Origin of the sequence: Nonomuraea coxensis DSM 45129 (assembly GCF_019397265.1) — a bacterium.
GTDB classification, from domain to species: domain Bacteria; phylum Actinomycetota; class Actinomycetes; order Streptosporangiales; family Streptosporangiaceae; genus Nonomuraea; species Nonomuraea coxensis.
On record NZ_CP068985.1, the window covers coordinates 2,722,885 to 2,748,092 of the forward strand.

Genomic DNA, 25,208 nt, shown 5'->3' on the forward strand with positions numbered 1-25,208 from the left:
CCGCCGTCTTTCGGGATGGGCCGATGCGCGAGTGATCGCGCACCTAGGATCGAAAGGTGGCGCAGATCATGAAGCGGGCCTACAAGTACCGCTTCCATCCGACCCCCGAGCAGGCGGCCGAGCTGGTCCGGACGTTCGGTTGCGTGCGCCTGGTCTACAACAAGGCATTGGAGGAGCGGACCCGCGCCTACACGGTGGAGGGCCGGGGTGTCTCCTATGCGGAGTCGTCGGCTGCGTTGACCGCGTGGAAGAAGACGCCGGAGCTGGCGTTTCTGCGCGAGGTGTCGTCGGTGCCGTTGCAGCAGACGCTCAGGCATCTGCAGGCGGCGTTCGCGAACTTCTTCGCCCGCCGGGCCAAGTACCCGACGTTCAAGTCCCGTAAGCGGTCGCGGGCGTCGGCGGAGTACACCCGCTCCGGGTTCCGCTGGCGTGACGGCCGGCTCACCCTGGCCAAGATGGGCGCGCCGCTGGACATCGTGTGGTCGCGTCCGCTGCCCGAGGGGGCCGTGCCGTCCACGGTTACCATCAGCCGGGACCCGGCCGGGCGGTGGTTCGTGTCCCTCCTGGTCGAGGAGAAGATCGCGCCCTTGCCGCCGGTCGAGCGATCGATCGGCGTGGACGCCGGCCTCACCGCCCTGCTCACGCTGTCGTCCGGTGAGCAGATCGCCAACCCGCGTCATGAGCGTCGTGAGCGGCGCAGGCTGGCCAGGGCGCAGCGGGCGCTGGCTCGCAAGGAGAAAGGTTCGAAGAACCGGGCCAAGGCCCGGCTGCGCGTGGCGAAGGTGTACGCCCGAATCGCCGACCGCAGACGGGACCACCTGCACAAGGTCACCACACGGCTGGTTCGCGACAATCAAGTGATCGCCGTGGAAGACCTGTCGGTCCGCAACCTGGTCAGGAACCGCAGGCTGGCCCGCGCCGTCTCGGATGCCGGCTGGCGGGAGCTGCGGCGCATGCTGGAGTACAAGGCGACCTGGTACGGCCGCACCCTGGTGGTGGCGGACCGCTGGTTCCCCTCCTCCAAGCTGTGCTCGGCCTGCGGGACCCTGCGGAACGACCTGCCGTTGAGCGTCCGTGCGTGGGCCTGTGCGTGCGGCACGGTCCATGACCGGGAGGTGAACGCGGCCAGAAACCTGCTCGCCGCCGGGCTGGCGGAGAGCTGAAACGCCTGTGGAGCTGGTGTAAGACCTCAACGGGAGTCCTCCTCTCGGGCGGGCGACCGGCGGTGAAGCAGGAAGGCCGACCGGCGACGGTCGGAATCCCCTCGTTCACGAGGGGAGGATGTCAACGGTCACACCTCCCGTCCTCGCGGCCGGACCTGGGGTCAGTACGTGCCCATCACGTGGTAGACGCCGAAGGGGCGGCTCATGGTGGTGTCGCGGAACGGCCTCAGCGGCGAGGTCTGCCGCCGGTGGTCGGGGCCGTGCTCCCACTCGGTGAAGTCGGCGAGGCTCCGCCAGGAGCTCACCACCACGTACTCGCCGGGCCGGTGGACCGAGCCCAGCAGCTCGTTGCCCACCATGCCCGGCACCTCGGCCAGCCTGCGGCTCACCACGTGGTAGCCCTGCTCGATCGCGGCGACGTCGTCGGTCCTGTGGTAGAGCAGGACGCGCAGGCCGCCGGTCATCGCGCCGCCTCCCAGTCGTCGTGACTGACCACGCCGGCGCTCCCTGCCTCGCCGGGCAGGTAGGCGACGACCTCCATCGTGGTCATCGTGCCGCCGCTGCGGTAGGGGTGCAGCTGCCTGCGGTGCTCCAGGTGGCGGGCGCTGGTCTCGAACTCGCGGAACCTCGGCTCGTCCACCCAGTCGCTGACGATGTAGTAGCCCCCGTCCTCGCGGGAGCGGCTCAGCCACTGCCCGAGGCACGCGGGGTGGGAGGTGACCGCGTCGCCGATCTTCAGCCAGACCTGCTCGAAGTCGTGCTCCATGCCCGGCTTGATCTCCATGCGGAGCATGACGCGGAACATCAGGCGATCCCTCCGTCCACCGCGATGACCGCGCCGGTGACGTACCTGGCCAGGTCGCTGGCGAGCCACAGCACCGCGCCCGCCACGTCGGCGGGCCGGCCCCAGCGGCCGAGCGCGGTCTTCTCCTCGTAGCGCTTGAGCATCGCGGCGCGCTGCTCCTCGGGCATGGCGTCCACGGCCTCGGTGTGGATCATGCCGAGGGACAGCACGTTGCACCGGATGTCCCTGCCGCCCAGCTCGCGGGCGAGCGTCCTGTTCAGGCCGTGCAGCGCGGCCTTGGTGGTGGTGTAGTGGGCCAGCAGCGGGATGCCGATCTCCACGGTCTTGGAGCTGATGCTGATCACCGAGCCGCCCGCGTCGAGCAGCGGCAGCGCGTGCCGGATCACCAGGTACGCGGCCGTCAGGTTCGTGTTGACGACCCGCTGCCACTCCTCCAGCTCCAGCTCGCCGTAGGGGATGTGGCTGACCGCGGCGGCGTTGTTGACGACCAGGTCGAGCCGGCCGTACCGCTTGGCGCACTCGCCGAGCAGGGCGACGGTCTGTTCGGCGTCGCTCAGGTCCGCCCGGAGCACGTGGTGCTGCCCGCCGATCTCCTTGAGCTCGCGTTCGAGCGCGGCGACCTGCTCGCCGTCCTGCCGGTAGCAGGTGATGACGTCCACGCCCTGCCGGGCGAGGGCGAGCACGATGCCCTTGCCGATTCCCCTGGTTCCTCCGGTGACGAGCGCCTTCTTGCCGTTCAGGCCGAGATCCATCCTCTTCCTCCACGTTCTCCTTCTGATGCTCGGGTCACAGCAGAAGGCCGACAGCAACACAGTTGACCGCGAGGGCGGCGACCGACATCGCACTTCGCGCCCGGTTCCAGCCGCCCCAGTGGCGGCGGGGGTCGCGTTCGGCGAAGTCCTCCGGCAGGTGGTCCGGGTCGAGCCCTCTGATCCACCTGTTGACGGGGACGTTCTTGACGAGGGACACCGTCACGGTGCCGAGGGCGAGCGCGCCGGCCACGGCGAACAGGACGGTGGCGGCGGGCGGTCCGGCGAGCAGGGCGAGTGCCGCGTCGCCGGCGAGCGTACCGATCAGGCAGATCGGCATGAAGGGGTCAAAGCGGGTGGAGAAGAACCCATGGGCGTGGACATACCGCTCCGGAGGCAGGCTCTGCAGCAGCGGCCAGCCACCCAGTTGCGTGCCCATCAGCACCCCCGCCGCGAGCCCGTTGACGAGCAGGACCCCCGGCACCAAGATCTCCAGCACCTCGCACCTCCCGTCAGGGCCTCAGCCGACCAGCGCCGCGGCCTCGACCTTCTCCTTGATGAGCCGCATCTGGATCGGCGTGTTGTGATCGAGGCGCCGCCGCATCGCCTCGTCGTCCACGGGCGCCTGCGGCTTCATCTCGAAGTCCTGCACCCAGCGCATGCGGACCCCGCCGTCCACCGGCAGGTACTCCCAGTAGATCCACATGTACTTGAACGGCCCCGTCTCGATCCGCTGCGAGCGGACCGTCCTCGTCGCCGCGTCGGGAGTGCGCGCGGAGACCCAGCTCCACACCTTGCCGTCCGCGTCGGGGTGCAGCGCGAGACGGAACACCACCGTCTCGCCGCGCCGCTCGATGATCTCCGCGGCGGAGTACTCGCTGAACAGCCGCGGCCAGGACTCGATGTCGTTGGTCATGTCCCAGACCAGGTCCATGGGCGCGTTGATGACGATCTCGTTGTCGGTGTGCGCCGCCATCCCTAGACTCCCTCCAGCGTGAGACGCTCGTTGATGAAGGCGACGGCCCGCGCCGGGGTCGGCATCTCGGGCACCGCCTCGTCCGGTATCGACACGCCGTAACGGCGCTCCACCTGCGACACCAGCTCCAGGACCGCCAGGGAGTCGTAGCCCAGCTCGGCGAAGGCGATCTCGGCGATGTCACCGTCGAGGTCCACCCCCTCCTCCACTCCCACACTGGTCCGCATGATCTCCGTGAGCTCGGCGAGGGTGATCCTGCTCATCCTGTTCCTCCCTTGTCTTCTCCGGGGTCCGCCCGGGACGGGGACGCCGGGTCCGGGGCCCGCAGCACGAGCGCCGCGGTGAACCCGCCGTACCCGCGGGCCAGGACCAGCGCCGTGCGCAGGGGCAGCTCGCGGGGCCGGCCCGTCACCAGGTCGATGTCGCAGCCAGGGGCCAGGGTGTCCGGCCCCGCCGTGTACGGGATCAGGCCGTCCCGCAGGGCGAGCAGCGCGGTGGCGATGTCGAGCGACGCGCCGCCCCCGTAGAGCCGGCCCGTCAGCGTCTTCGGCGCGGTCACCGGCACGCCGCGCGGGCCGAACACCTCCGTGATCGCCCGCGCCTCGGCCAGGTCCTCCTCGGCCACGCCGGCCGCGTCGGCGAACACGACGTCCACCTCGGACGGCGGGCAGCCGGCGTCCTCCAGCGCGCGCTCCATCGTGCGCCGCAGGACCGGCGGCCGGGACGATCCCGGCGGGGGGTCGAAGCCGGCCGCGTACCCGGCGATCGTCCCGTAACCGCCCCCGGCGCCCCGCGCGCTCGCGCTCTCCGCGCTCTCCACGATCAGCATGGCCCCGCCCTCGCCCGGGACGTGACCCGAGGCGTGCGCGTCGAACGGCAGATAGGCCCGCGCCTGGTCGTCCACCCGCGACAACCTCCCGTTGCTGAGCTGGGCGACCAGCCCGTACGGGCACAGCGGCGCGTCCGTCCCCCCGCTGACCACGAGCCGCGAGCCGAGCCTGATCAGCCGCCGCGCCTGCCCGAAGGCGTCGATCCCGCCGGCCTGCTCGGAGCAGATCACGCCGCACGGCCCGCGCATCCCGTGCCTGATGGACACCTGGCCGGTCGTCGCCGCGTAGAACCAGGCGATCGACTGGTAGGCGCTGACCCACGAGGGGCCGTTCAGGTACAGGCGTTCCATCTCGTGCTGGCCGAACTCCGTGCCGCCCGACGAGCTCGCCGTGACCACGGCCATGTCGTAGTCGTCGAAGCCGGCCGGGTCCACGCGCGCGTCCTCCAGCGCGGCGGCCGCCGCCGCCAGCGCCATGTGCGTCCAGTGGTCCGTCTGCGGGATCAGCCTGCTCGGCACCTGCTCCCTCGCCAGGAAGCCCGGCACCTGCCCGGCCAGCCGGACCGGGTACGGCGTCGGGTCGAAGCGGCTGATCCGCCCGATGCCGCTCTTGCCCGCCACGACCGACTGCCAGTGCGCCTCGGTGCCGATCCCGGTCGGCGCCACGACGCCGATCCCGGTCACCACGGCCTCGACGGCGGCGCGAGACGTGCTCATCGATGTCCCTTTCTGTCGTCGGCGACAGGCTCGCCCGGCGGCCTGGAACGCCTCTCGAAGCGCGCTGGAGGCCCCATGATCAGCCTGTGATCGCCCCGACCGCGTTGGCCAGCGCGGCCAGCACGGCCAGCGCCGTCCTGAGGAGATGCCAGCGCCGCCACAGCGGCCGCGGGTCGCGCCAGCCGGCCGGGATCGTCCAGTCGGGCAGGGACTTGACCCTGCGGTTGATCGGCACGTTGCAGAAGTGCGAGACCACGGAGACCGCGGCCAGCAGGACCGCGGCCGCCGCGAACCACGGCCGCCCCGCCGCCGGCGCCGCCGCGAGGACGACGTCGGCCGCGGTCGTGGACAGCACGAGCACCGGCATCGTCGGGTCCCAGTGGCGGCCGACCAGCTTGTGCGTGTACACGTACCGGTCGGCCGGCATCGCCTGCAGCGCGGGGAAGACGCTCAGCGCCACCGCGAACAGCACGCCCGCGACGACGCCGCTGCCGACCACGACCGCGACGGACAGCACCTCGACCATCAGGCGAGCGCCACCTTGGCGATCAGATCCAGCTGCTCGGGCTCGTCGGTGCAGGGGAACAGCAGCAGCTCGTCACAGCCGCCCGCCGCGTACCCCTCGATCGTGCGCCGCAGCCCGGCCTCGTCGGCGATGACGCCCGCGGCCAGGAACTCGGCCTTCGGCCCCATGTAGGCGTAGTAGTCGAGCAGGTACGCCCGCGCCCGCTCCGCGCCGCCCGGGCCGAGGCTGACGTAGCCGAGGGCCGCCATCCTGGGCTTGCCCTCCCTGCCCTCCGCCTGCCACAGCTCGCTCAGCCGGCCCACCAGCTCCGGGTACTTGGCCGTCGACCCGCCCGGTGAGATCCAGCCGATGCCGTGCCTGGCCGCCCTGCGCATCGCGGCGGGCGAATGACCGCCGACCCACAGCGGGATGTCGCCGTTGACCGGGCGCGGGCCGATGCCGGCCGGCTCGCCTCCTCCCGACCACACCTCCCTGAGACCGTCGATCATGGCGTCCAGCCGGCGGCCGCGGTCGCGGTACGGCACGCCGTTGGCGAGGAAGTCGTCCTCCCTGCCGCCGGCGGCCAGCCCGACCACCAGCCGCCCGCCCGACAGGCGGTCCACGCTGGCGAGCTGCTTGGCCAGCTCCGCGACGCTCGGCCGGTAGGCGGCGAGCAGGATCGTGGTCGCCAGCCTGATCCGCTGGGTGACCGCCGCCGCGGCGGCGAGCGCCACGAGGTTGTCGTAGCTGTCGTAGACCATGCGGTCGATGGTCGCGAGGGTGCTGAACCCGCACTGCTCGGCGCGGCGCGCGAACTCCACGAGCTGACGGCCGTCCGCGCCGGGAACGGTCGTCGGCAGACCGACTCCGATGTCCATCATGCTTCTCCTGTCCCTTGGCCGGCCCGGGCCTCGCCCAGGTCGACCGCGGCCATCTCCACCAGGGCGGCCGCGTCGTCGTCGCCTCCCGCGGCGAGCAGCGGCTCGTAGCGCCGGGCGGCGCACTCGACCGCCGGCAGCCCGATCCCTCGCGCCTTCGCCTCCCTCAGCACGAGGTCCAGGTCCTTGTGCATCAGCGCCGAGCGGAACCCGGCGGGGCGGTAGACCCGCTTGCGCATGAAGTCGGCGCGGAAGCCGAGCACGGGGGAGTGCCAGCCGCTGTTGCCGATCACGTCGAGCAGGAGCTCCCTGTCCATGCCCATCGCCTCGGCGAACGCGACGGCCTCGGCGAGCCCGACCGTCTGCACCCCGAGGACCAGGTTGAGCGCGAGCTTGAGCACGCCGGCGTTGCCGGCCGCGCCCAGGTAGCGGACCTCCTGCGCCATCGCCTCCAGCACGCCGGCCACCTCGTCCAGATGGGACGTGGGGCCCGCGGTGAAGACGCGCAGCCTCCCGGCCGCCGCCATCTCGGGGTTGCCGATCACGCACGCCTCCACGCGCCGCACCCCTGCCGGCTCCAGCCGTTCGGCCGCCCGCCTGGCGTAGGCGGGGGAGACGGTCGTGGTGTCCACGACCGAGGTCCCCGCGCGCAGGCGGGGGAGCAGCTCCCCGAACAGCACGGCCTCGACCGCCGCCTCGTCGGCGAGGCTGAGCACGACGACGTCGGCGCCCTCGGCCGCCTCCGCCGCCGACGCGGCGACGTCCGCGCCCTGCGCGGCGAGCGGCCCGGCCTTCTCCGGGGTGCGGTTGAAGACCGTGACGGGAAAGCCCGCGCGCAGGACGGCCCGCGCGATCCCGGCGCCCATGCCGCCGAGGCCGATCACCGCGATCCGCTGCGCGGTCACGGCGCTCAGCTCCCCGCCGGGTGCGTGTCGACGCTGAGCTGGCTGATGCAGCGCATGGTCGCGGCGGCGAAGTACGCCCCGAACCCCTGCGCGGTGCTGGTGTCGCGCTGCCTCAGCAGGTACGGCGCCAGCTTCTCCTCGATCAGGTGCACGCCCCGCTGCCGGGACATGTGCCGGCCGATCGCCGAGAAGTCACCCTCGTAGTGGATGACCCTGATCATCACGTCGTCCTTGATGAAGACCGCCGTGCCGAGCAGCTTGCCGACCTCCGCGCCGGACTCGTCCGAGATCACGGGCGTGTCGACGCGCTGGAAGTCGGCGAAGATCGCGGCGATCTCCTCCTCATGGCCGGGCTTCACCGGATAGGTGATCGCGGCGTACGGCATCAGACTCCTCCATCCACGTTCAGGGTGGCCCCGGAGATGTACCGGGACGTGTCGCCGGCCAGGAAGAGCACCGCTCCCGCGACGTCCTCCGGCCGGCAGATCCGGCCGAGCGCGGTCATCCCCACGATCCGCTCGACCACCTGCGGCGGCAGCCCCGCGCCCGGCTCCGTCTCCGTCAGCCCGGGCGCGACGAGGTTGACCCGGATCCCGCGCGGGCCGAGGTCCTTGGACAGGCCGCGGGTGAACCCGATGAGCGCGGCCTTGGACGCGGTGTAGTGCACGCCGTTCGAGCGGCCGCGCAGCGCCACCGACGATCCGATGTTCACCACCGAGGCCCCGTCGGCGAGCAGGTTCACCGCCGCGTGCGTCACCAGGTAGGCGGCCGTGACGTTGTGCTCCATGACCCGCCGCCACTCCTCCTCGCCGAGCTGCTGGAACGGCACGCCGCCGTCCACGCCGACGTTGTTCACCAGCACGTCCAGGCCGCCCAGCGCCTGCCCGGCGGCCTCGACGAGCTGCGCAGCCCCCTGGCCGGTGGTGACGTCGGCGCGGACGACCCGGTGTCCTTCGCCGTGCTCCTTCAGCGCGCGGGCGAGCTCCTCCGCGGCCTCGCCGTCGCTGAGGTGGCAGGTGACGACCCGCGCACCCGCGCGGGCGAAGGCCAGCGCCGTGGCGCGGCCGATCCCCCTGGTCCCGCCGGTCACGAGCACCCGCTTGCCGGCAAGTCCTTGCTCCATGTGGTCCTCCCTCCGATGACGAGAGCCGATCCGCCGAAGCGGCACCCCACCACCCTCGGCAGCGCCGATGGGGGCGCGCTCGAAGCGCGGTCAGCGGGCGGCGCGCCCCTGCTCGACGCGGTCCGGGCGCGGCGGCGACGGCGCGAGGCCCCGGCTGATCATCCGGCGGCACAGCCCGAAGCCCAGGCCGCAGAGCGCCGCCACCGAGCCGAGCGTCAGGTAGTACAGCGGCTCCGGCATGACCTGGCTGAGCCGGACGACGCCGCTGCCGAGCCCGCCGCCGAGCCCGGCGAACAGCCACAGCATGCCGAGCGTGCGCCCCAGGAAACCCTTGGGCAGCACGTCGGCCGCGGCCGAGATGGTCACCGCGGCGATGATCACCTCGCCGCAGGCGTGCGTGAGATACACGACGATCAGCCACACCGGCGAGATCCGGCCGCCGCCCGCCGCCACGACGGTGGCGAGCGACATGATGAGGAACCCGCCGCCGACCAGCCCCAGGCTGAGGGCGAACTTCACCCCCACGTTGTCCCTGCCGCCGATGCGCGGGACCACGAGGGCGATCACGGGCGCGAGCACCAGGATGAAGACCGGGGTGGCGACCTGCAGCCAGCTCGCCGGGATGACGAAGCCGGCCACGTCCAGGTCCACGTGGTCGCGGGCGAACAGGTTCAGCAGGGACGCCGCGTGCGCGATGATCATCCAGAAGAGCGTGGCGCCGAGGTAGACCGCCAGGAACGTCCGGAGCCGGCGGCGGTCGTCCGGGCCGAGCTCCGGGTTGCGGTACAGCAGCGCGTACCCGGCGACGGGCACGACGACGCTGAGCACGCCGGTCAGCCCGATCGCCAGCGTCGCGCTCAGCACGCCGAGCAGGCCCGCCGCGACCAGCACGGCGGCCGGCACCGCGACGCAGTAGACCGTGCGGCGCGCCGCGGCGGCGCGTTCCGCCGGGGTCAGCGGGTTGACCGGCCGGTCGCCCACGCCGCCGAACTGCGGCGCGGTCACGGCGAGCTGCACGGAGGTGGCCAGCAGGACGACCGCGGGCACCAGGAAGGCGAGGTGCCAGCTCACCCGCTCGCCCAGGTAGCCGGTGACCAGCGGGGCGAGCAGCGCCGAGACCTGGGTCGCCACGTACATCAGCGAGATCCCGGCCTCCCGCGCCCGGCTCCGGTCGCCGAACATGATGTTGATCATCGCCTGGTGGTTGGGCTTGTAGACGGCCCCGCCGATCCCCAGCAGCGGCAGGCCGGCCGCGGTGGCCCAGTCGGCGGGTACGGCCAGGCACAGGTAGCCCGCGACGCTGGTCAGGCAGCCGGCCAGCAGAGCGCGCCGGTTGCCGAGCAGCCGGTCGCCCACCCAGCCGCCGACCAGCGACAGCATGAACATGAACCCGATCCAGGCGCCGAACAGCGACGCCGCGTCCGCGATGTCCAGGCCCAGGCCGCCCCGGGCGCGCGGGGCCGCCGCGTACAGCACGAGGATGGCCTGGAGGCCGTAGAAGCCGAAGCGTTCGAGCGCGTCGCTGAAGAAGAGCGTGAGATACCAGTTCGGCATGCGCCGCAGCACGAGCCGGCCGTCACCGGCGAACTCGACCCCGCCCGCGCCCGCTCTGCCGCCGTCGCCCGCGCTCACCGGGGCTCGCCCGCCTCTGCGGCCGCGTCGTGGCCGCAGGCGCGCGCGAGGGCGCCGGCGAGCTCGGACTCGGCGTCCGCGGCCGTCGCGGCCGGCCCGGCGGAGCGCCAGGCGACGAAGGCGTCCGGCCGGACGAGGACCGCGCCCCCCTCCGAGACCCCGTACGCGCCGGCCCAGTCGCGCTCGACGGACCTCAGGTCGCCGCCCGCGCCCACCCGGTACGCGCGCAACGGCGCCCCGCCGCGCGCCGCGACCCGTTCCGCCGCCTGCTTCCAGGCGTCACCCTCGCTCCCGGCCAGGAGCACGAAACCATCCCAGAACAGGTCGATCGTGGACAGCCGGGCGCCGTCCCGCTCCAGCCAGACGTGGGGCGCCCGCGTCCCCGGCTCCGCGGTCAGCCGCAGGTTGGGCGTGAGCACGGGGCTGTCCGGCACCCCCGTGAGCACGTCCGACCGGTAGCGGTAGCCGAGGGTGATGATGATGTCGTCCACCATGGACGCCACCGTCTCCTCGTCCGCGTAGCCGTGCCTGATGCGGTTGCGCACCATCGCCTGCTCGGCCATGGCCCGCCCGACCCCGCGCCGCTCGGCGTCGTAGCTGTCCAGCAGGGCGTCCCCGCCCCACCCGGACAGCGCCGCGCCGAGCTTCCACGCGAGATTGTGCGCGTCGTGGATGCCGGTGTTGGCGCCGAAGCCGCCGGCGGGAGGATGCACGTGCGCCGCGTCCCCGACGAGGAACACGCGCCCGCGCCGGAACGTCTCGGCCACGAGCTGGGCGCCCTGCCACGGCACCTTCGCGACGATCTCCACCTTCATGTCCGGCTTCCCGGCGGCGGTGCGGACGATGTCGACGCATCGCTCGTCCGGGTAGTCCTCGGGCGTCTCGCCCTTCTCCGGGTAGTACAGCGGCGCGGCCAGCCACGGGTCCACGCCGTGCAGCCGGGACAGGCCCATGAGCGTGCCCGGCGCCGCCGTGGCGTAGCACAGGATGAACTTGCGGCCCTTGAGCAGCTCCTCCAGCTCGGGGGCGCGGAAGTAGACGCTCAGCGCGTTGAACACCGTCCCCCGGCCCTCGCGCCGCAGGCCCAGCAGGTGCCGGGTGCGGCTGTTCGCGCCGTCCGCGCCCACCAGGTAGCCGGCCCTGACCGTGAGCTGCTCGCCGGTCTCCTTGTCCTCGACCAGCGCGGTCACCCCGTCGGCGTCCTGGGTGAAGGACAGCAGCCGGTGGCGGAAGCGCACCTCGCCGCCCTGCCGGCGTACCAGGTCGACGAGGACCCGCTCGTAGCGGTCCTGCCCGCAGCCCATGACCCGCTCCGGGCTGATCTCCGGGCCGTCCAGCGACGGCGCCTCCAGCACGACCGCGTCGTCGATCTCGGCGAACGTGTTGACCTGGAGGATCCCGCCCTCGAAGTAGGCGTGTGAGTCGCCGACCTCCAGCGCGCGGATCTCCCGGTTCACCCCGGCCGCGCGGAACAGCTCCATGGTCCGCGCCTGGAGGCCGGGCGCGCGCGGCAGTTGGGAGGTGCTGTCGCGCTTCTCGACCAGCAGCGTCGGCACCCCGTGGCACCCGAGGAAGAGGGCGGTTGACAGGCCGACGGGTCCACCGCCCACGACCAGTACCGGAACACGCACGTCACTCATGGTCGATTCCTTCTTGCTCGACCGAACTGTCCCTGATGTCGTACCGGCGGGTACTCGAAGATCTCTGTCATCTGAAGCAGGCAGGCCGCCGTCCTCGCGGCTCCAACGCCGTTCGAGCGAATCTCCACGCTCACGCCGAACAGTGGGCACGGCCCGGACCACAAGGAGAAGGGCCGCCACGACAGGAGAAGGGAGCGCCGTGATATGACGACTGCCACGGCCGGCCGCGACACGGCGGCGGGAATCCTCCGCCTCGGCAACGCATTCTGCGACGCCAAGGCATTGCTCACCGCGGTCGAGCTCGGCGTGTTCGACGCGCTGCACACCGGGCCGGCCACCGCGGACGAGCTGAGGGAGCGGCTCGGCCTCAACGGCCGCGGCCTCAGCGACTTCCTCCAGCTGCTCGTCGCGCTCGACCTGCTGACCGAGGACGGCGGGCGCTACCGCAACGCCCCGGGCGCGGACCGGTTCCTGGTGCGCGAGCTGCCGTCGTACGTCGGCGGCTTCCTGCTGCGCTCCAACCGCAACCTCTACCCGGCCTGGGGCAAGCTGACCGAGGCCCTGCGCACCGGCGCGCCACAGGCCGCGGGGAGCTTCGACGACGTCATCGCCGATCCCGGCCTGCTGGGCCAGTTCGTCCGGATGATGGACGCGCTGACCCAGATCATCGGGCCGGAGCTCATCGACGCCTACGACTGGTCCGGGCACCGGTCCGTGCTCGACGTCGGCGGCTGCCGGGGCAACCTGGCCGGCCAGATCGTCAAGGCCCACCCCGAGCTGAGCGGGCTCGTGTTCGACCTCCCGCAGATGGAGCCGTTCTTCGACGAGCACATCGCCGAGATGGGCCTGACCGGACGGGTCGCCTTCCACGGCGGGGACTTCTTCACGGACCCGCTGCCCGCGGCCGACGTGGTGCTGATGGGCCACGTCCTGCACGACTGGGACGAGTCGCAGCGCCGGGGCCTGGTGCACAAGGCGTACGACGCGGTGAACCCCGGCGGCACGCTGCTGGTGTACGACCGCATGCTCGACGACGCGCGCAGCAGGGTGGAGAACCTGGTGATCAGCCTGGACATGCTGCTGGTGTCCACGGGCGGGTCCGAGTACACCTCGGAAGAGCTGCGCGGGCACGCCGAGTCCGCCGGCTTCACCTCGGTGACGGTGACCCCGCTCGGCGACTTCGACACCCTGGTCGTCTGCCGCAAGGACTGATCCTGCCCGTACGCGGGCGCCGATCTCACCGGTCCGCGAGCTGGACGAGCGTCTCCAGCTCGCGGGCCACGGCGGCGGGCGAGGGCCGCGCGGCCAGCTCGGCGCGCAGCCCGTCCGCCGCCGCCCCGCACGCCAGCACGTCCGGCAGCGCGGCCGCGATCACCTCGGGGTCGCCGGTCCCGGCCGGGAGCGCGACCCCCGCCCCCGCCCCCGCCACGGCGGCGGAATGCCGTACGTGGTCGGGCAGGCACGGAATGAGCAGCAGGGGAAGCCCCTGGGCCAACGCGGTCAGGACGGTCCCGGCGCCCCCGTGGCAGACGACCGCCGCGCAGCGGGGGAGCAGCAGATGCAGCGGGGCCGACTCGACGACGTACGCGTCCGGCGGCAGCTCGCCGAGGAGCGACCGCTGCTCGGCCGTGACCGCCAGGACCACCCGGGCCCGGCCGGCGAGCGCGCGGGCCACCCGCCCGGCCAGGAAGAGCCGCTTGTCCACCCGCGCCGGGGTGGTGCCCCACGTGACGCACACCCGCGGAAGACCGGAGCCCTCACCGCCGGGGAGCGGGCGCGGGAGCCGGCCGGGGCCGTTGAAGGGCACGTAACGCAGCGGGATCCGGCGGGAGGGAGCCGGCGCCTGCAGACCGGACGGCCAGGGATCCACGGTCGCCGCCCCCGCCAGGTCCACCCCGGGCAGACCCAGCCGGTCGCACAGCGGTCCCAGCGCCTGGTGCAGGAAGGGGCCCGCGTTCCCGAGGAGGTCGGTGCCGAAAAGGTGCCGTACGTGCGGGACGCCCAGCGCCGCGGCGGCCACCGGCCCCGCCAGGCACGTCGGCTCCGAGACGATCAGATCGGCCCGCCAGCCGCGCCCCAGGGCGACCAGCTCGGGCGCCATCGCCTCGGCGATCGCCGCGAACAGTCCCACCACCCGCGGCCCGCCCCGCGCGCCCTTCCCGGGAGGAGCGGACGGGGGAAAGGCGATGGCGTGAAAGGCGGCGAGCGCGTCCACGTCGCGCCCGACGGCCGCGGCCGGCAGCCCCGTGTGCCGGACGGTCTCCAGCAGCTCCGGCTGGGTCGCGACGAGCACCTCGTGCCCGGCCGCGCGCAGCGCCCACGCGAGGGGAACCATCGCGTACAGGTGTGACGGCCAGGCCCAGGTCGTGAAGATCACCCGCATGGGGGCATCCCACCACGTGCCGCTCCAGCGCCGCTCGAGCCTGAGGGGAGGCCCCGCCTGACCAGCCATCCCGCCCGCCCGGCGGCCGAGGCGCCCACGGGCCGGCCCGCACCGGGCATGAACCGGGCGGGCCTTCACCCGGCGCGCGGACCTTCGGCGGGTGTCGGCCGCACTCGCGCTCGACCGGCGCTTGAGCGGGCCGGTGGACACTGCGCGCGGATGGAGGTGATGTCCGTGCCTGAAGACCCGCTGCGCCAGGCCCGCCGGGTGCTGCGCCGCCTCGCCGGCGGCCTGTGGCAGGGGATGATCCACTACGGCCTCTTCGCCGCGATGGGCCCCGCGCCGCTGATCGAGGAGCCCGCCCCCGGAGCCGGACAGCCCTCCGGCGACCCCGCGCCCCGGCCCGCCACGCCACCCGGACATCCCGAACGGGTGCTGCCCGACGTGCCGCCGACCGGCGTGGAGGAACGCCTGTGGCGCCAGCTCGGACACCCCTGAACTCCGCGGTCGGCCGGATCAGCGTCCCGTCCCGGTACGGGCCCAGGCACGCACCGCGGCGGCCGCCACCATCCGCTCGAACGCGCCCCCGGCCCGCTCACCCCGCCCGGCCCGCTCACCCCGCCCGGCCGGGCCGGCTCGCCCGGCTCGGAAGGCGTCCGGGGGCCGGCCCGCAGCGCGGCGGAGATCTCCGCGCGCGCCAGGACGTACGACGCCGTGAGAGCGGCCCGCCCGAGCCCGAGCACCTGCGTCTCGGGCAACTCCGCCCGCAGCAGATCGCTGATGAGGTCGTCCCCGGGCCGGCAGCTCCTGACCTCGACCAGCTCGGCGAGATAACCCTCGATCAGCTCACCCGCCCCCGGGTGCGCCTCCAGGCGAGCCGTCGCGTCGTCGAGCCAGCCGGCGAGCGCGTCCCGGTCGTGTTCCGGCACCCCCAGGAGCTCGCCGGCCGCCCTCGCCGCCAGCAGCCGCGCCAGCTCGGCCGGGGAGACGGCCTCCTCCTGGGAGGCCAGTTCCTCGGCCATCCGCTCGACGCGCGGACGCAGCGCCTCGACCCGTTCGTGACCAGGCACGACGACAGGCGCTCCCGGCGCGGACGCTTCGACAGGGTCCTTCCTCATACGCGCAGGCTGCCTCGTCACGCTTGAGGATCGCTCGACCTCCGGAAGCGGCCTCCGGGTCAGCGCCCTTCGGGGAGCCGTTCGAAGACGAGCTGGGGCCGGCGCACCGCGCGCACCCCGTACACCTGGGAGATCAGATCGGGCGTGAGGACCTGGCCGGGCGGGCCGCCTGCGACGACGCGGCCGGCGTTCATGACGTAGAGGCGGTCGCAGAAGGCGGCGGCCTGGTTGAGGTCGTGCAGCACGGCCAGGGTGGCGATCCCCAGCTCGCGGATCAGGTGCAGGAGTTCGAGCTGGTGGCGGATGTCGAGGTGGCTGGTGGGCTCGTCGAGCAGGAGCAGGCGCGTCTCCTGGGCGAGGGCGCGGGCGAGCAGGACCCGTTGCTTCTCGCCGCCGGACAGGGTGGCGAAGATCCGGCCGGCGGCGCCGGTCAGGCCGACCCGGTCCAGCGCGCGGGCGCACACGGCCGCGTCGGCGGCGGCGTCCGCCCGGTACGGGGTGCGCCCCATGGCGACGATCTCCGCCACCGTGAAGTCCAGGTCGGCCGGGATCTCCTGGGCGAGTACGGCGGTGCGCCGCGCGGCCTCGCGGGCCGGCAGCCGGTGCACGTCGTCACCGTCCACCGCGATGAGCCCGGCGGACGGGCGCAGAGCCCGGTAGACGGCGCGGAGCAGGGTGGACTTGCCGCAGCCGTTCGGCCCGACCAGGCCGACGAGCTCGCCGTCGGCCACCCGCAGGCCGGCGTCGCGCACGATCGGGTGACCGTCCGGCGTGACGGCCACCCCTCGCAGGTCGAGCCTCATCCGACGGTCACCGCCCGCTCCACGGCGCGGCGGCGCAGCAGCCACAGGAAGAACGGCACGCCGAACAGCGCGGTGACGATGCTGAGCGCCAGCTCCTGCGGCGCGTGGACGGTCCGCGCCGCCACGTCCACGAGCTGCAGGAACACGGCGCCGAGCAGGGCCGCCACCGGCAGCACCCGGCGGTGGTCGGCCCCGACGAGCAGACGCGCGGCGTGCGGCACGATCAGGCCGACGAACGCGATCGCGCCGCTGGTGGCCACCAGCACGCCGACCAGCAGCGAGGTCAGCACGAACAGGGTCAGGCGGAAACGGCTGACGTTCACGCCGAGCGAGACGGCCGTCTCCTCCCCGGCGGCCAGCGCGTTCAGCGGACGGTGCTGGGTCAGCAGGTACGCCACCCCGGCGGCGAGCACGACGGCGGGCAGCGGCAGCAGGTGCCAGCGGGCCCCGCCGAGGCTGCCCATCAGCCAGAAGAGCACCTGCTGGGCGGCCCGCCCGCTCTGCGCCAGTTGCAGCACGAAGCTGTAGGCGGCCTGGAACAGGTACGCCAGCGCCACCCCCGCCAGCACCAGCCGCGACGGCGTGAGCCGCCCGGCCCGCTGCGCCAGCGCGTACACGAGCCCGAGCGCCAGCAGCGACCCCGCGAAGGCGGCGGCCGACAACGACAGCCCGCCCAGCGCCGAGGCCCCCAGGATCAGCACGAGCACGGCCCCGAACGACGCCCCCGAGGAGACGCCGAGCAGGAACGGGTCGGCGAGCGGGTTGCGCACCAGCGCCTGCAGCACCGCGCCGACCACCGCCAGCCCGGCCCCGACCAGCAGCGCCAGCAGCGCGCGCGGCAGCCGGAACTCCCAGACGATCTGCTCCTGGACCGGCGTCCAGGTACGCGGCACCACGCCGGGGACCAGCCGGTCGGCCACGATGCCCCACGCCTGGGGCAGGGCGACGGGCACCGCGCCGATGCTCACCGCGAGCCAGGTCGAGGCGACGGCGGCGACGGCGAGCGCGACGAGGAGCAGGACGAACCGGCGGGCGCGGCGGTCACGGGGGACGGGCCAGGCCGGCGCGGGCCCGCGCTGGATGACGCCGGTCACTGCTGGAAGGCGTCCGGGTGCAGGAACCGGGCGAGGTCGGTGACGGCCAGGAGGTTGCGGTAGCCGGGGTGCTGGGCCGCCACGGGCAGCGCGAGGTAACGCTTGTCCTTGGCGGCGGGGCTGTTCCTGGCGATGGCGAACGCCTCCTCGGCCTTGGCCGCCGAGCTCGGCGTGTCCTCGCCGCGCAGCGTGGCGTAGTCGCTGACGATCAGCGCCTCCGGCTGGGCCGCGCTGATCTCCTCGGCGCTCACCTCGGTGTAGTCGGCCTTGACTCCGGCCAGCACGTTCACGCCGCCCGCCAGGGTGATCATCTGGTTGGTGACGCCGGCGCCGCCGTAGGCGTTGACCGGGCCCCTGCCGCCGTCGGTGGCGAGCACCTTGACCGGCGTACGGTCCTCGACCCGCGCCCTGACGTCGGCGAGCCGCCCCCGCAACTCGGTGACCAACTTCTCCGCCCGCTCGGGAACGCCGAAGATCCGGCCGAGGTCGCGCAGGTCGGTGAACGTGTCGTCGAGGGTGAACCGCAGCACCTCTTCAGGGCTGCACCAGCCGCCCAGGATGAAGACCGGGGATCCGGCCGCGTCCAGCTCCTCCACGGTGGCGTAGCCGCCGGCGGCGTCGAAGCTCGCCATCGCGTTGTCCAGGACGAAGTCCGCGCCCTGGGCGAGCATGACCTCCTTCTGCGGCAGCATGATCGTCTCGCTGAGCTGGGGGATCTGGTCGTACTGCTCCTTCTGTCCCGGCAGGAACGCGCTCTCGCCGAAGAACGTGCGCCCGGCGATCCGGTCGCCCAGGCCGAGGGCGAGCAGGGTCTCCAGGGCGGGGTGGTAACCGGTCACCACCTTGGACGGCGGCCGGTCGAAGGTCAGATCGCGCCCGCAGTTCTCCACCGTCACGGGGAACCCGGCCGGCGCCGCCGTCCGCCCGGTCTCCTTCGCGGTCTCCTGGGCGGCCGGCGTCTGCCCGCAGGCGGTCAGTGTCAGAGCCGTCGCGAGGACGAGCAGCCTTCTCATGGTGGTCTCCGGAGGCGCGCGGTCGGTCAATGGTGCTACGAGACCACATTCTGCTCATAACTCGCAATTGCCAGCAACTCGCAATAAGCTGCGCGCCAGGAGGGCGGCCATCGTCCATGGCGACGAGGTGGCCGCGCTCCGCGCGGCACTACAGGAGGCGTTCGCGCCGGGCGTTCGCCACCTGCCGGACCTCCGCGAAGAACGAGGCGGTGCGGCGCTCCTGCCACTCCTCCTCGTCGGGAACGTCCGTCTCGTCGCGTTCCGTCGCGTGCTCGGCATACAGCAGCCAGCAGCCGCGGATCCCGCTGAGCAGGTCCTCCAGGAGGTCGAGGGCCGGGCGGGCGGGGTCCAGAGGGGTGAGCCGCAGGCCGAGGGCGTCCAGGCGCGGCGGCTCGGGCTGGTCCTCGCGCCACTGGGCGATCAGCCGTTCGGCGGCGCTGATCCGCTGCTGGAGCTGCGTGACGTCGGGGATCTCGCCTTCGGCGACCCGCAGGGCGTCGCGGATCAGGGACATCACCGCCTGGCGGGGGGAGGCGCCTTCGGCCATCAGCTCCAGGACGAGGGTCGGCGTCTCGTGGGGGAGAGCCTCGATGGTGTCGGCCTCGACCACGATCTGCGCGGCCGGCAGCCCGGCGTACTCGGCGGTGACGGTGGCCGCCGCGTCCAGCCAGTGCGCGGCGGCCACGGCGGCGGCGGCCGGGTCGATCTCCGTGAAGAGCGTCTCAGGGCCGAACGGGTCGTCACGCAGCAGGTTGTTCGCCTGGGCCACCTGGACGGGGGAGGCGTCCTCGCGGGTGAGGGCGACCGCCTGCCGGGCGCGATCGGCCAGGTTGCCCAGCTCGGCCTGCTCGATGGCGGCCAGCTCGGCGGCGACGTCGATGGTGACGCGAGTGGTCAGCTCGGCGGCGCCGAGCGCGTGCAGGGCCCGGCCCACCCGGTGGGCGGCCTCCTCCACCCGTACGCCGGACCGGGCCAGGTAGCCGTCCGAGGGCAGGTTCGGGCTGGTCAGGGCGGTGAGAACGACGGCGAAGGCGTCGCGTTCCGCCTGCCGCCGCTCGCCTTCCGAGCCGGGCTCCTGACCGGCGGCGGCGCTGGCCGGATGGGTGTAGCAGCGCCAGCAGGACTCGGAGAGCCGGGTCAGCGCCTTGGCCAGGGCGAGGGCGTCGTGACTGGAGATCCCGGCGGGAAGATCGGCTACGACCGCCGCGGTGTCCCCCAGCCCGGTGTTCCAGGAGGCGATGAGGGCGTTGCGGCTGCGATCGACGGCGTACCGGGTCAAGAGGGCTCCTCGCAGGTGAACGGGGACGACGCTGGGACACGCTCAGCATGGAGCATCGCCACCCACCCGGGTGCCGAATCCGCCCGGCCTCCACCCGCGCCTCCCCGCCCCGCGCGGGCGCGGGCCGTCGGCTCGGGCCTCGGGTAGGGTGGCCCGTCATGACCGGACGCCCCTCCCACCTCACCGCCACCGCCACCGCCTACGACGCCGTCGCCGCCCTCTACGCCGAGCTCTCCCAGAACGCGCTCGACGACCAGCCGCTGGACCGCGCGGCGCTGGAGGTGTTCGCCGAGGTGGTGCGGACCACCGGAGGCGGGCCGGTCGCCGAGCTGGGCTGCGGCCCCGGATACGTGACGGCGTACCTGCGGAAGCTGGGACTGGACGCCTCCGGCCTCGACCTGTCGCCGGCGATGATCGAGATCGCTCGCGCGACGTACCCGGAGCTGCGCTTCGAGGTCGGTTCGATGGACGCCCTGGACCTGGCCGACGGAGGGCTGCGGGGCATCGTGTCCTGGTACTCCGTCATCCACGTGCCGCCGGGGGAACTGCCGGCGTACCTGGAGGAGTTCGGCCGGGTCCTGGCCCCGGGCGGGCATCTGCTGCTCGGCTTCTTCGAGTCAGAAGGAGGGCCGGTGACGCCCTTCGACCACAAGGTGACGACGGCGTACCGGTGGCCGATCGACGAACTGGCCACGCTGACCCGCGCCGCCGGCTTCGCCGAGGTCGGCCGGGTGCTGCGCGAGCCGCACGAGGGGGAACGCTTCCGCCAGGGCCGCCTGCTGATGCGCCGCCAGTAGATCCCCGCCCGCCTTGGCCCCCGTCCCGTGCGGTGTTCCCGGCTGGGCGTGCCGCCGATCACCGTGCGGGAGGGATCACTCAGTCGGCCAGGATGTCGTCCGGTGTGGACCTGGCGAGGTCGGCGAGGACGGCGAGGGCCCGGGAGAGGGTTTCCGGCGGGGGCGAGGCGAGGCCGAGGCGGACGGCGTTCGGGGCGCTGTTGCGCCCGACGGCGAACGCGGCTCCGGGGGTGACCGCGATGCCGTGCCGGGCGGCGGCGGCCACGAACGTGTCCGCCCGCCACGGTGACGGCAGCTCCCACCAGCAGTAATAGGAGCACAGGTCGCTGCGTACGGCGAAGTCGCCGAGGTGGGTCGCGGCGATCTCCTGACGCAGGGCCGCGTCCCGCCGTTTGTCGCGGGCCACCGACCGCGCGGTGTCGTCGCTCAGCCACCGGGTGGCCGCCTCCAGCGCGAACCGCATCGGCGTCGACCCGCCCGAGCGCAGCGCCGTCGCCATGGACGCGACGGCGGCGACCGGCAGGACCGCGAAGCCGAGCGACAGGCCGGGCGCGAGCCGCTTGGACAGGCTGTCGACGAGGATCGTGTGCTCGGGCGCGTACGCGGCCAGGGGCGGCAGGTCGTCGCCGAGGAACGACCAGATCGCGTCCTCGATCGCGGGCAGGTCAAGGCGGGCGAGTACGCTCGCCAGCTCGGCCCTGCGCTCCTCGGGCATGCTGATCGACAGCGGGTTGTGCATGGTCGGCTGGACGTAGACGGCCTTGAGCGGGACCTTGCGGGCGGCGTTCGCGAGGTCCGCGGGATCCAGGCCGGCCGCGTCGGTCCGCAGCGGGACGAGCGTGACGCCGGCTCGGGCCGCGATGCCCTTGAGCACCGGGTACGTGAGCTCCTCCACCCCGAGGCGCCCGCCGGGAGGGACGAGCGCGGAGAGGGCCGCCGCGATCGCCTGACGGCCGTTGCCCGCGAACAGCAGCCGCTCGGGAGCCGGCCGCCACCGCCCTCGCGCGAGCAGGTCGGCGACCACGCCGCGGGCCGCCGGGGTGCCCGCCGCGCCGACCGGCCGCATGGCGGACTCCAGCACGTCGGGGCGCAGCAGCGGGCTGATGCCGTCGGCGAGCAGCTTCGCCTGCCCGGGCACGACGGGATAGTTGAGCTCCAGGTCGATCCGGCTGCCGGCGGGCTCGGCCAGGGCCGGCCCCGGCCGCGGGTCGGCGGCCCGGACGAACGTGCCCCGGCCCACTTCGCCCACGGTCAGGCCCCGGCGGGTCAGCTCCTGGTAGACGCGGGCGGCGGTGGAGTTGGCGATGCCGTGCCGGCGCGCGAATGTCCGCTGGGGCGGCAGCCGGTCGCCCGGCCGCAGGCGCCCCGCCGCGATCTCCCCAGCGATCAGGTCGGCGACCGCTCTGAAGTCCTCCACATCGACTCCCGCCCCAATCACTTCATTGCTCCGACTTCAATTCACCATATTGTACCGAGATCGTGGTGTCGATAGCTTCGTTCCATGGTCGAACAAACTGCGGTGCTCGGCGTGGCATCCGTGGCTCTCGGGATGGTGCTGTCGCCAGGGCCCAACATGATGTACCTGATATCCAGGAGCACCAGCCAGGGCCGGCGGGCCGGCGTGATCTCCCTGGCCGGCGTCGCCGCCGGGTTCCTCGTCTATCTCGTGGGGGCGAACCTCGGCCTGGCCGTGCTGTTCGCCGCCCTCCCCGGGCTCCTCGCCGTCATCCGCTTCGCGGGAGCGCTGTACCTGCTGTGGCTGGCCTGGCAGACGATCAAGCCCGGCGGGGTGTCCGTCTTCGCGTCCCGGGACGTGCCGCCCGAACCGCCGCGCCGGCTGTTCCTCATGGGCCTGATGACCAACCTGCTCAACCCGAAGATCGCGCTTCTCTACATCTCGATCATCCCGCAGTTCATCGTCCTCGACCGGGGGAGCGTCCTGCTCCAGGGCACCCTGCTCGGCTGCGTGCAGATCGCCGTCGCCCTCCTGGTCAACCTCGCGATCGTGCTGGCCGCCGGCGGTATCGCCGGGTTCCTGGCCGACCGCCCCTCCTGGCTCCGGGCGCAACGCCTGGCCATGGGGTCCCTTCTCGCCGTACTCGCGATCATGCTCGCCGTCGTGCCGCAGGGGGCCACGTCCTGAAGGCGGCCGCGATCGCCCGTCACCGCTGAGTCCCGCCGCGCCGCCGTACGGCGCACGGTCACGCCACCAGGCGCCGGAGGTCAGCGGCCGGCGCCGCGGCCGTCCAGAGCCGGCGGGAGGATCCAACCGGCCGGCGATCGGTGGTTCTATGCGTCGGGCGGTCGCTCGGCGGGGAACAGGATCGCGCTGAGGAGGTAGGGGGTGCGGCCTGGGGCGGGTGTGTTGGCCAGCCGGTCGCGCAGCACCGCGAGCAGGTCGGCCGTCATCGCGCTGAGCTCGTCGGGGCTGAGCCAGAGGGTGCCCTGCCGGTAGGCGACCGGGTCGGCGTCGGCGTCGGCGCGTGGAACTGCCGCCGAGTGACCGGCTCGCCTCCTCGTCCGCTCGGGTTCGCGCGGATGAGGAGGTGAGCCGGACGACGGCTCAGGCGGACGTCAGCCGTCGGCGTTCCTCGACAGGACGACCTTCAGTGCCCCGGTCTCCGCCGCGTCGGAGAACGTCTGGTAGGCCGCCTCCATGTCGTTCAGCCCGAACCGGTGGGTGATGAAGGTGGTCGGGTCGAGCCGGCCCGCGGCGATCATGTCGAGCAGGGCCGGGGTGGAGTAGGTGTCCACGAGACCGGTGGTGATGGTCAGGTTGCGGATCCACAGGTCTTCGAGGTGCAGCGTGACGGGCGCGCCGTGCACGCCGACGTTGGCGATGTGCCCGCCGGGCCGGACCAGCCTGGTGCACAGGTCGAAGGTGTCGGGTACGCCGACCGCCTCGATGGCCACGTCCGCGCCGAGTCCGCGGGTGAGCTCGGCCACCGCGGCGGCCGGGTCGTCGCCCGCGCCGACCACGACGTCCGCGCCCAGCCGCTTGGCGGCCTCCAGCCTCGACGCGGCCAGGTCGACGGCGACGATGTGGCTGGGCGTGAACAGCTGCGCGGTCGTGATGGCCGCCAGGCCGATGGGCCCGGCCCCGACCACGACGACCGTGTCGCCGGGCCGCACCCGGCCGTTGAGCACGCCGACCTCGTACGAGGTGGGCAGGATGTCGGCGAGCATGAGCGCCGCCTCGCTGCTCACTCCCTCGGGCAGCGCGTACGTGGACGTGTCGGCGAACGGGACGCGGACGTACTCGGCCTGGGTGCCGTCGATGCGGTGGCCGAGGATCCAGCCGCCGCCGCCGAGGCATTGCCCGTACATCCCGGTCCGGCAGTAGCGGCAGCGGCCGCACGCGGTGACGCAGGAGACCAGCACCCGGTCGCCCTGCTTGACGGTGGTGACGGCGTCGCCGGTCGCCATGACGGTGCCGACGGCCTCGTGGCCGAGGATCCGGCCGGGCTCGACGGCGGGGACGTCGCCCTTGAGAATGTGCAGGTCGGTGCCGCAGATCGTGGTGGTGTCCACGCGCACGATCGCGTCCGTCGGCTCGACGAGCCGCGGATCCGGAGTCTCCTCCCAGGCACGCCGGCCTGGTCCGTGATAAATGAGCGCCTTCATCAGGACCTCCTTGTCCTCTCTCTCCACCATCACCCCTGATGGCGGGGTAGGAAAAGGGGCGAAGGTCCTCGGTCGCGCCGCCTCAGGAGGGGGCGTACCGGGCGGCGTACTCCTCCGACGGCGCGATCGGCGTGATCACGTCGACGAGCACGCCGTTCGGGTCGGCGACGATGAAGTGGCGCTGGCCGAAGTCCTCGTCGCGCAGCTCCAGCTCCGGCGTCAGGCCCTCGCGGACGACCAGGCGCTCCCACTCGGCGTCGACGTCGGCGACCTCGAAGTTGAGCAGCAGCCCCGCGACCGGCCGGCGGTAGGCCGCGGGCAGCGTCGGGTGCTCGTGGTCGAGCAGGGCGAGCTCGTACGTCCCGCGGCGCAGGCTCACGTACCAGTCGGCCTCGAAGGTCACCTCATAACCGAACAACCGGACGTAGAAGTCCTTCGACGCGGCCAGGTCCGCCGTGCACACCACCGGATACACGCTGTTCAGCTTCATGCGCTCCTCCTCGTCACTTCACATACCGCTGGTATGTCGGCGTACGCTATGTGAGATACCGTCGGTATGTCAAAGGGGGCGCCATGACCAGGACCGAACAGAAGGAGCGCACCCGCCGCACGCTGCTCGCCACGGCGAGACGCCTGTTCGCGGCCCGCGGCTACGCCGGAGTGGGGCTGGCGGAGCTCGTCCAGGAGTCCGGCGTCACCAAAGGCGCCCTCTACCACCACTTCACCGGCAAGACCGACCTCTTCCGCGCCGTGCTGGAAGAGGTGCAACGCGAGGTGGCCGGGCGCGTGGCCGAGGCCGCAGAGGCGGAGGACGACCCGTGGGCGCAGCTCAAGGCGGGGTGCGCCGCGTTCGTCGCGGCCGGCGCCGACGCGGAGGTGCAGCGGATCATGCTGATCGACGGCCCCGCCGTGCTCGGCTGGAACGACTGGCGCGCGATCGACGAGGCCACCAGCGTCCGGCACCTGACCGACGCCCTGACCGCCCTCGTCGCGGACGGCACCCTCCCCGCCCAGCCGGTCGCGCCGCTGGCCCGGCTGCTGTCGGGGGCGATGAACGAGGCCGCGCTGTGGCTGGCGCAGTCCGCCCCGGCCGACCTGGCCGACACCCAGGCCGCGCTGTCCCGCCTCCTCGACGCCCTGCGTGCTTCGCCCGCCCCGCCCGCGTGGTGAGGACG

27 protein-coding genes and 1 pseudogene are annotated in these 25,208 nt (G+C 73.3%); 6 read left to right on the top strand and 22 right to left on the bottom strand.

Annotation, left to right across the window (positions count from 1 at the left end; genetic code table 11):
* Nucleotides 1-56: 56 nt before the first annotated feature.
* Nucleotides 57-1,252, top strand: a pseudogene (locus Nocox_RS12805) (RNA-guided endonuclease InsQ/TnpB family protein); the annotation flags it as partial.
* A 72-nt stretch (nucleotides 1,253-1,324) separates the two neighbouring features.
* Here Nocox_RS12805 and Nocox_RS12810 read toward each other — a convergent pair.
* The 14 genes from Nocox_RS12810 to Nocox_RS12875 form a co-directional block, all read right to left on the bottom strand.
* Nucleotides 1,325-1,627 (bottom strand): antibiotic biosynthesis monooxygenase family protein, encoded by a 303-nt coding sequence (locus tag Nocox_RS12810; RefSeq protein ID WP_026214945.1) that lies wholly within the window; start codon nucleotides 1,625-1,627, stop codon nucleotides 1,325-1,327.
* A complete protein-coding gene (locus tag Nocox_RS12815) occupies nucleotides 1,624-1,968 on the bottom strand; it encodes an antibiotic biosynthesis monooxygenase family protein (protein WP_020546123.1) in 345 nt (114 codons plus the stop codon). The genes Nocox_RS12810 and Nocox_RS12815 overlap by 4 nt, the downstream gene beginning before the upstream one ends.
* On the bottom strand, nucleotides 1,968-2,720 hold the full coding sequence (locus tag Nocox_RS12820) for an SDR family NAD(P)-dependent oxidoreductase (protein ID WP_020546124.1): 753 nt from the start codon (nucleotides 2,718-2,720) through the stop codon (nucleotides 1,968-1,970). Before Nocox_RS12820 ends, Nocox_RS12815 begins: the two co-directional genes overlap by 1 nt.
* A 34-nt stretch (nucleotides 2,721-2,754) precedes the next feature.
* Entirely contained in the window at nucleotides 2,755-3,216 is a 462-nt protein-coding gene (locus tag Nocox_RS12825; RefSeq protein WP_020546125.1) for an anthrone oxygenase family protein, read from the bottom strand.
* A 21-nt stretch (nucleotides 3,217-3,237) separates the two neighbouring features.
* Nucleotides 3,238-3,693, bottom strand: a complete 456-nt coding sequence (locus tag Nocox_RS12830) for an SRPBCC family protein (RefSeq protein ID WP_020546126.1) — start codon at nucleotides 3,691-3,693, stop codon at nucleotides 3,238-3,240.
* Between the two features lie 2 nt (nucleotides 3,694-3,695).
* Entirely contained in the window at nucleotides 3,696-3,956 is a 261-nt protein-coding gene (locus Nocox_RS12835) for an acyl carrier protein (protein ID WP_020546127.1), read from the bottom strand.
* Nucleotides 3,953-5,239, bottom strand: coding sequence for a ketosynthase chain-length factor (locus Nocox_RS12840; protein ID WP_020546128.1), 1,287 nt, complete (start codon nucleotides 5,237-5,239; stop codon nucleotides 3,953-3,955). Before Nocox_RS12840 ends, Nocox_RS12835 begins: the two co-directional genes overlap by 4 nt.
* Before the next feature lie 79 nt (nucleotides 5,240-5,318).
* Nucleotides 5,319-5,765 carry an anthrone oxygenase family protein gene (locus Nocox_RS12845; RefSeq protein ID WP_020546129.1) on the bottom strand — a complete coding sequence of 149 codons (447 nt, stop codon included), beginning with the start codon at nucleotides 5,763-5,765 and terminating at the stop codon, nucleotides 5,319-5,321.
* Nucleotides 5,765-6,625: an LLM class flavin-dependent oxidoreductase gene (locus Nocox_RS12850; protein WP_246649781.1), complete on the bottom strand. Its 861-nt coding sequence runs from the start codon at nucleotides 6,623-6,625 to the stop codon at nucleotides 5,765-5,767. Before Nocox_RS12850 ends, Nocox_RS12845 begins: the two co-directional genes overlap by 1 nt.
* Nucleotides 6,622-7,527: an NAD(P)-dependent oxidoreductase gene (locus Nocox_RS12855; RefSeq protein WP_020546131.1), complete on the bottom strand. Its 906-nt coding sequence runs from the start codon at nucleotides 7,525-7,527 to the stop codon at nucleotides 6,622-6,624. The genes Nocox_RS12850 and Nocox_RS12855 overlap by 4 nt, the downstream gene beginning before the upstream one ends.
* A 5-nt stretch (nucleotides 7,528-7,532) precedes the next feature.
* Complete coding sequence (locus tag Nocox_RS12860; RefSeq protein WP_020546132.1) at nucleotides 7,533-7,913, bottom strand: SchA/CurD-like domain-containing protein; 381 nt, start codon at nucleotides 7,911-7,913, stop codon at nucleotides 7,533-7,535.
* The gene (locus tag Nocox_RS12865) at nucleotides 7,913-8,650 is read right to left on the bottom strand and encodes an SDR family NAD(P)-dependent oxidoreductase (protein ID WP_026214946.1); all 738 of its coding nucleotides are present in this window, start codon (nucleotides 8,648-8,650) and stop codon (nucleotides 7,913-7,915) included. The genes Nocox_RS12860 and Nocox_RS12865 overlap by 1 nt, the downstream gene beginning before the upstream one ends.
* Nucleotides 8,651-8,740: 90 nt before the next feature.
* Nucleotides 8,741-10,282 carry a peptide MFS transporter gene (locus Nocox_RS12870; protein ID WP_020546134.1) on the bottom strand — a complete coding sequence of 514 codons (1,542 nt, stop codon included), beginning with the start codon at nucleotides 10,280-10,282 and terminating at the stop codon, nucleotides 8,741-8,743.
* Complete coding sequence (locus Nocox_RS12875) at nucleotides 10,279-11,922, bottom strand: FAD-dependent monooxygenase (protein ID WP_020546135.1); 1,644 nt, start codon at nucleotides 11,920-11,922, stop codon at nucleotides 10,279-10,281. Before Nocox_RS12875 ends, Nocox_RS12870 begins: the two co-directional genes overlap by 4 nt.
* Nucleotides 11,923-12,126: 204 nt before the next feature.
* Between Nocox_RS12875 and Nocox_RS12880 the strand changes: the two genes are divergently transcribed.
* On the top strand, nucleotides 12,127-13,134 hold the full coding sequence (locus Nocox_RS12880; protein ID WP_020546136.1) for a methyltransferase: 1,008 nt from the start codon (nucleotides 12,127-12,129) through the stop codon (nucleotides 13,132-13,134).
* Nucleotides 13,135-13,159: 25 nt separating this feature from the next.
* Here Nocox_RS12880 and Nocox_RS12885 read toward each other — a convergent pair whose 3' ends face one another.
* On the bottom strand, nucleotides 13,160-14,305 hold the full coding sequence (locus tag Nocox_RS12885; protein ID WP_020546137.1) for a nucleotide disphospho-sugar-binding domain-containing protein: 1,146 nt from the start codon (nucleotides 14,303-14,305) through the stop codon (nucleotides 13,160-13,162).
* A gap of 330 nt (nucleotides 14,306-14,635) precedes the next feature.
* Here Nocox_RS12885 and Nocox_RS44135 point away from each other — a divergent pair, with 330 nt between their 5' ends.
* Entirely contained in the window at nucleotides 14,636-14,803 is a 168-nt protein-coding gene (locus Nocox_RS44135; protein ID WP_425517792.1) for a DUF6059 family protein, read from the top strand.
* A gap of 679 nt (nucleotides 14,804-15,482) precedes the next feature.
* On the opposite strand, the gene Nocox_RS12895 is transcribed toward Nocox_RS44135, so the two are convergent.
* From Nocox_RS12895 to Nocox_RS12910, 4 genes are all read right to left on the bottom strand, one after another.
* Complete coding sequence (locus Nocox_RS12895; protein ID WP_020546140.1) at nucleotides 15,483-16,226, bottom strand: ABC transporter ATP-binding protein; 744 nt, start codon at nucleotides 16,224-16,226, stop codon at nucleotides 15,483-15,485.
* Entirely contained in the window at nucleotides 16,223-17,320 is a 1,098-nt protein-coding gene (locus Nocox_RS12900; protein WP_020546141.1) for a FecCD family ABC transporter permease, read from the bottom strand. Before Nocox_RS12900 ends, Nocox_RS12895 begins: the two co-directional genes overlap by 4 nt.
* Nucleotides 17,317-18,333, bottom strand: a complete 1,017-nt coding sequence (locus Nocox_RS12905) for an ABC transporter substrate-binding protein (RefSeq protein ID WP_157383355.1) — start codon at nucleotides 18,331-18,333, stop codon at nucleotides 17,317-17,319. The genes Nocox_RS12900 and Nocox_RS12905 overlap by 4 nt, the downstream gene beginning before the upstream one ends.
* 148 nt (nucleotides 18,334-18,481) lie before the next feature.
* Nucleotides 18,482-19,612, bottom strand: coding sequence for a hypothetical protein (locus tag Nocox_RS12910; protein WP_020546143.1), 1,131 nt, complete (start codon nucleotides 19,610-19,612; stop codon nucleotides 18,482-18,484).
* Nucleotides 19,613-19,770: 158 nt separating this feature from the next.
* Here Nocox_RS12910 and Nocox_RS12915 point away from each other — a divergent pair, with 158 nt between their 5' ends.
* Nucleotides 19,771-20,409, top strand: coding sequence for a class I SAM-dependent methyltransferase (locus tag Nocox_RS12915; RefSeq protein WP_020546144.1), 639 nt, complete (start codon nucleotides 19,771-19,773; stop codon nucleotides 20,407-20,409).
* Between the two features lie 79 nt (nucleotides 20,410-20,488).
* On the opposite strand, the gene Nocox_RS12920 is transcribed toward Nocox_RS12915, so the two are convergent.
* A complete protein-coding gene (locus Nocox_RS12920) occupies nucleotides 20,489-21,826 on the bottom strand; it encodes an aminotransferase-like domain-containing protein (protein WP_020546145.1) in 1,338 nt (445 codons plus the stop codon).
* Nucleotides 21,827-21,910: 84 nt separating this feature from the next.
* Here Nocox_RS12920 and Nocox_RS12925 point away from each other — a divergent pair, with 84 nt between their 5' ends.
* Nucleotides 21,911-22,552, top strand: coding sequence for a LysE family translocator (locus tag Nocox_RS12925; RefSeq protein WP_026214948.1), 642 nt, complete (start codon nucleotides 21,911-21,913; stop codon nucleotides 22,550-22,552).
* A gap of 431 nt (nucleotides 22,553-22,983) precedes the next feature.
* On the opposite strand, the gene Nocox_RS12930 is transcribed toward Nocox_RS12925, so the two are convergent.
* Nucleotides 22,984-24,033 carry a zinc-dependent alcohol dehydrogenase family protein gene (locus Nocox_RS12930; RefSeq protein WP_026214949.1) on the bottom strand — a complete coding sequence of 350 codons (1,050 nt, stop codon included), beginning with the start codon at nucleotides 24,031-24,033 and terminating at the stop codon, nucleotides 22,984-22,986.
* A gap of 82 nt (nucleotides 24,034-24,115) precedes the next feature.
* Entirely contained in the window at nucleotides 24,116-24,523 is a 408-nt protein-coding gene (locus Nocox_RS12935) for a VOC family protein (RefSeq protein WP_020546149.1), read from the bottom strand.
* A gap of 83 nt (nucleotides 24,524-24,606) precedes the next feature.
* Between Nocox_RS12935 and Nocox_RS12940 the strand changes: the two genes are divergently transcribed.
* Nucleotides 24,607-25,203, top strand: a complete 597-nt coding sequence (locus Nocox_RS12940) for a TetR/AcrR family transcriptional regulator (RefSeq protein ID WP_020546150.1) — start codon at nucleotides 24,607-24,609, stop codon at nucleotides 25,201-25,203.
* The last annotated feature ends 5 nt before the right edge of the window (nucleotides 25,204-25,208 follow it).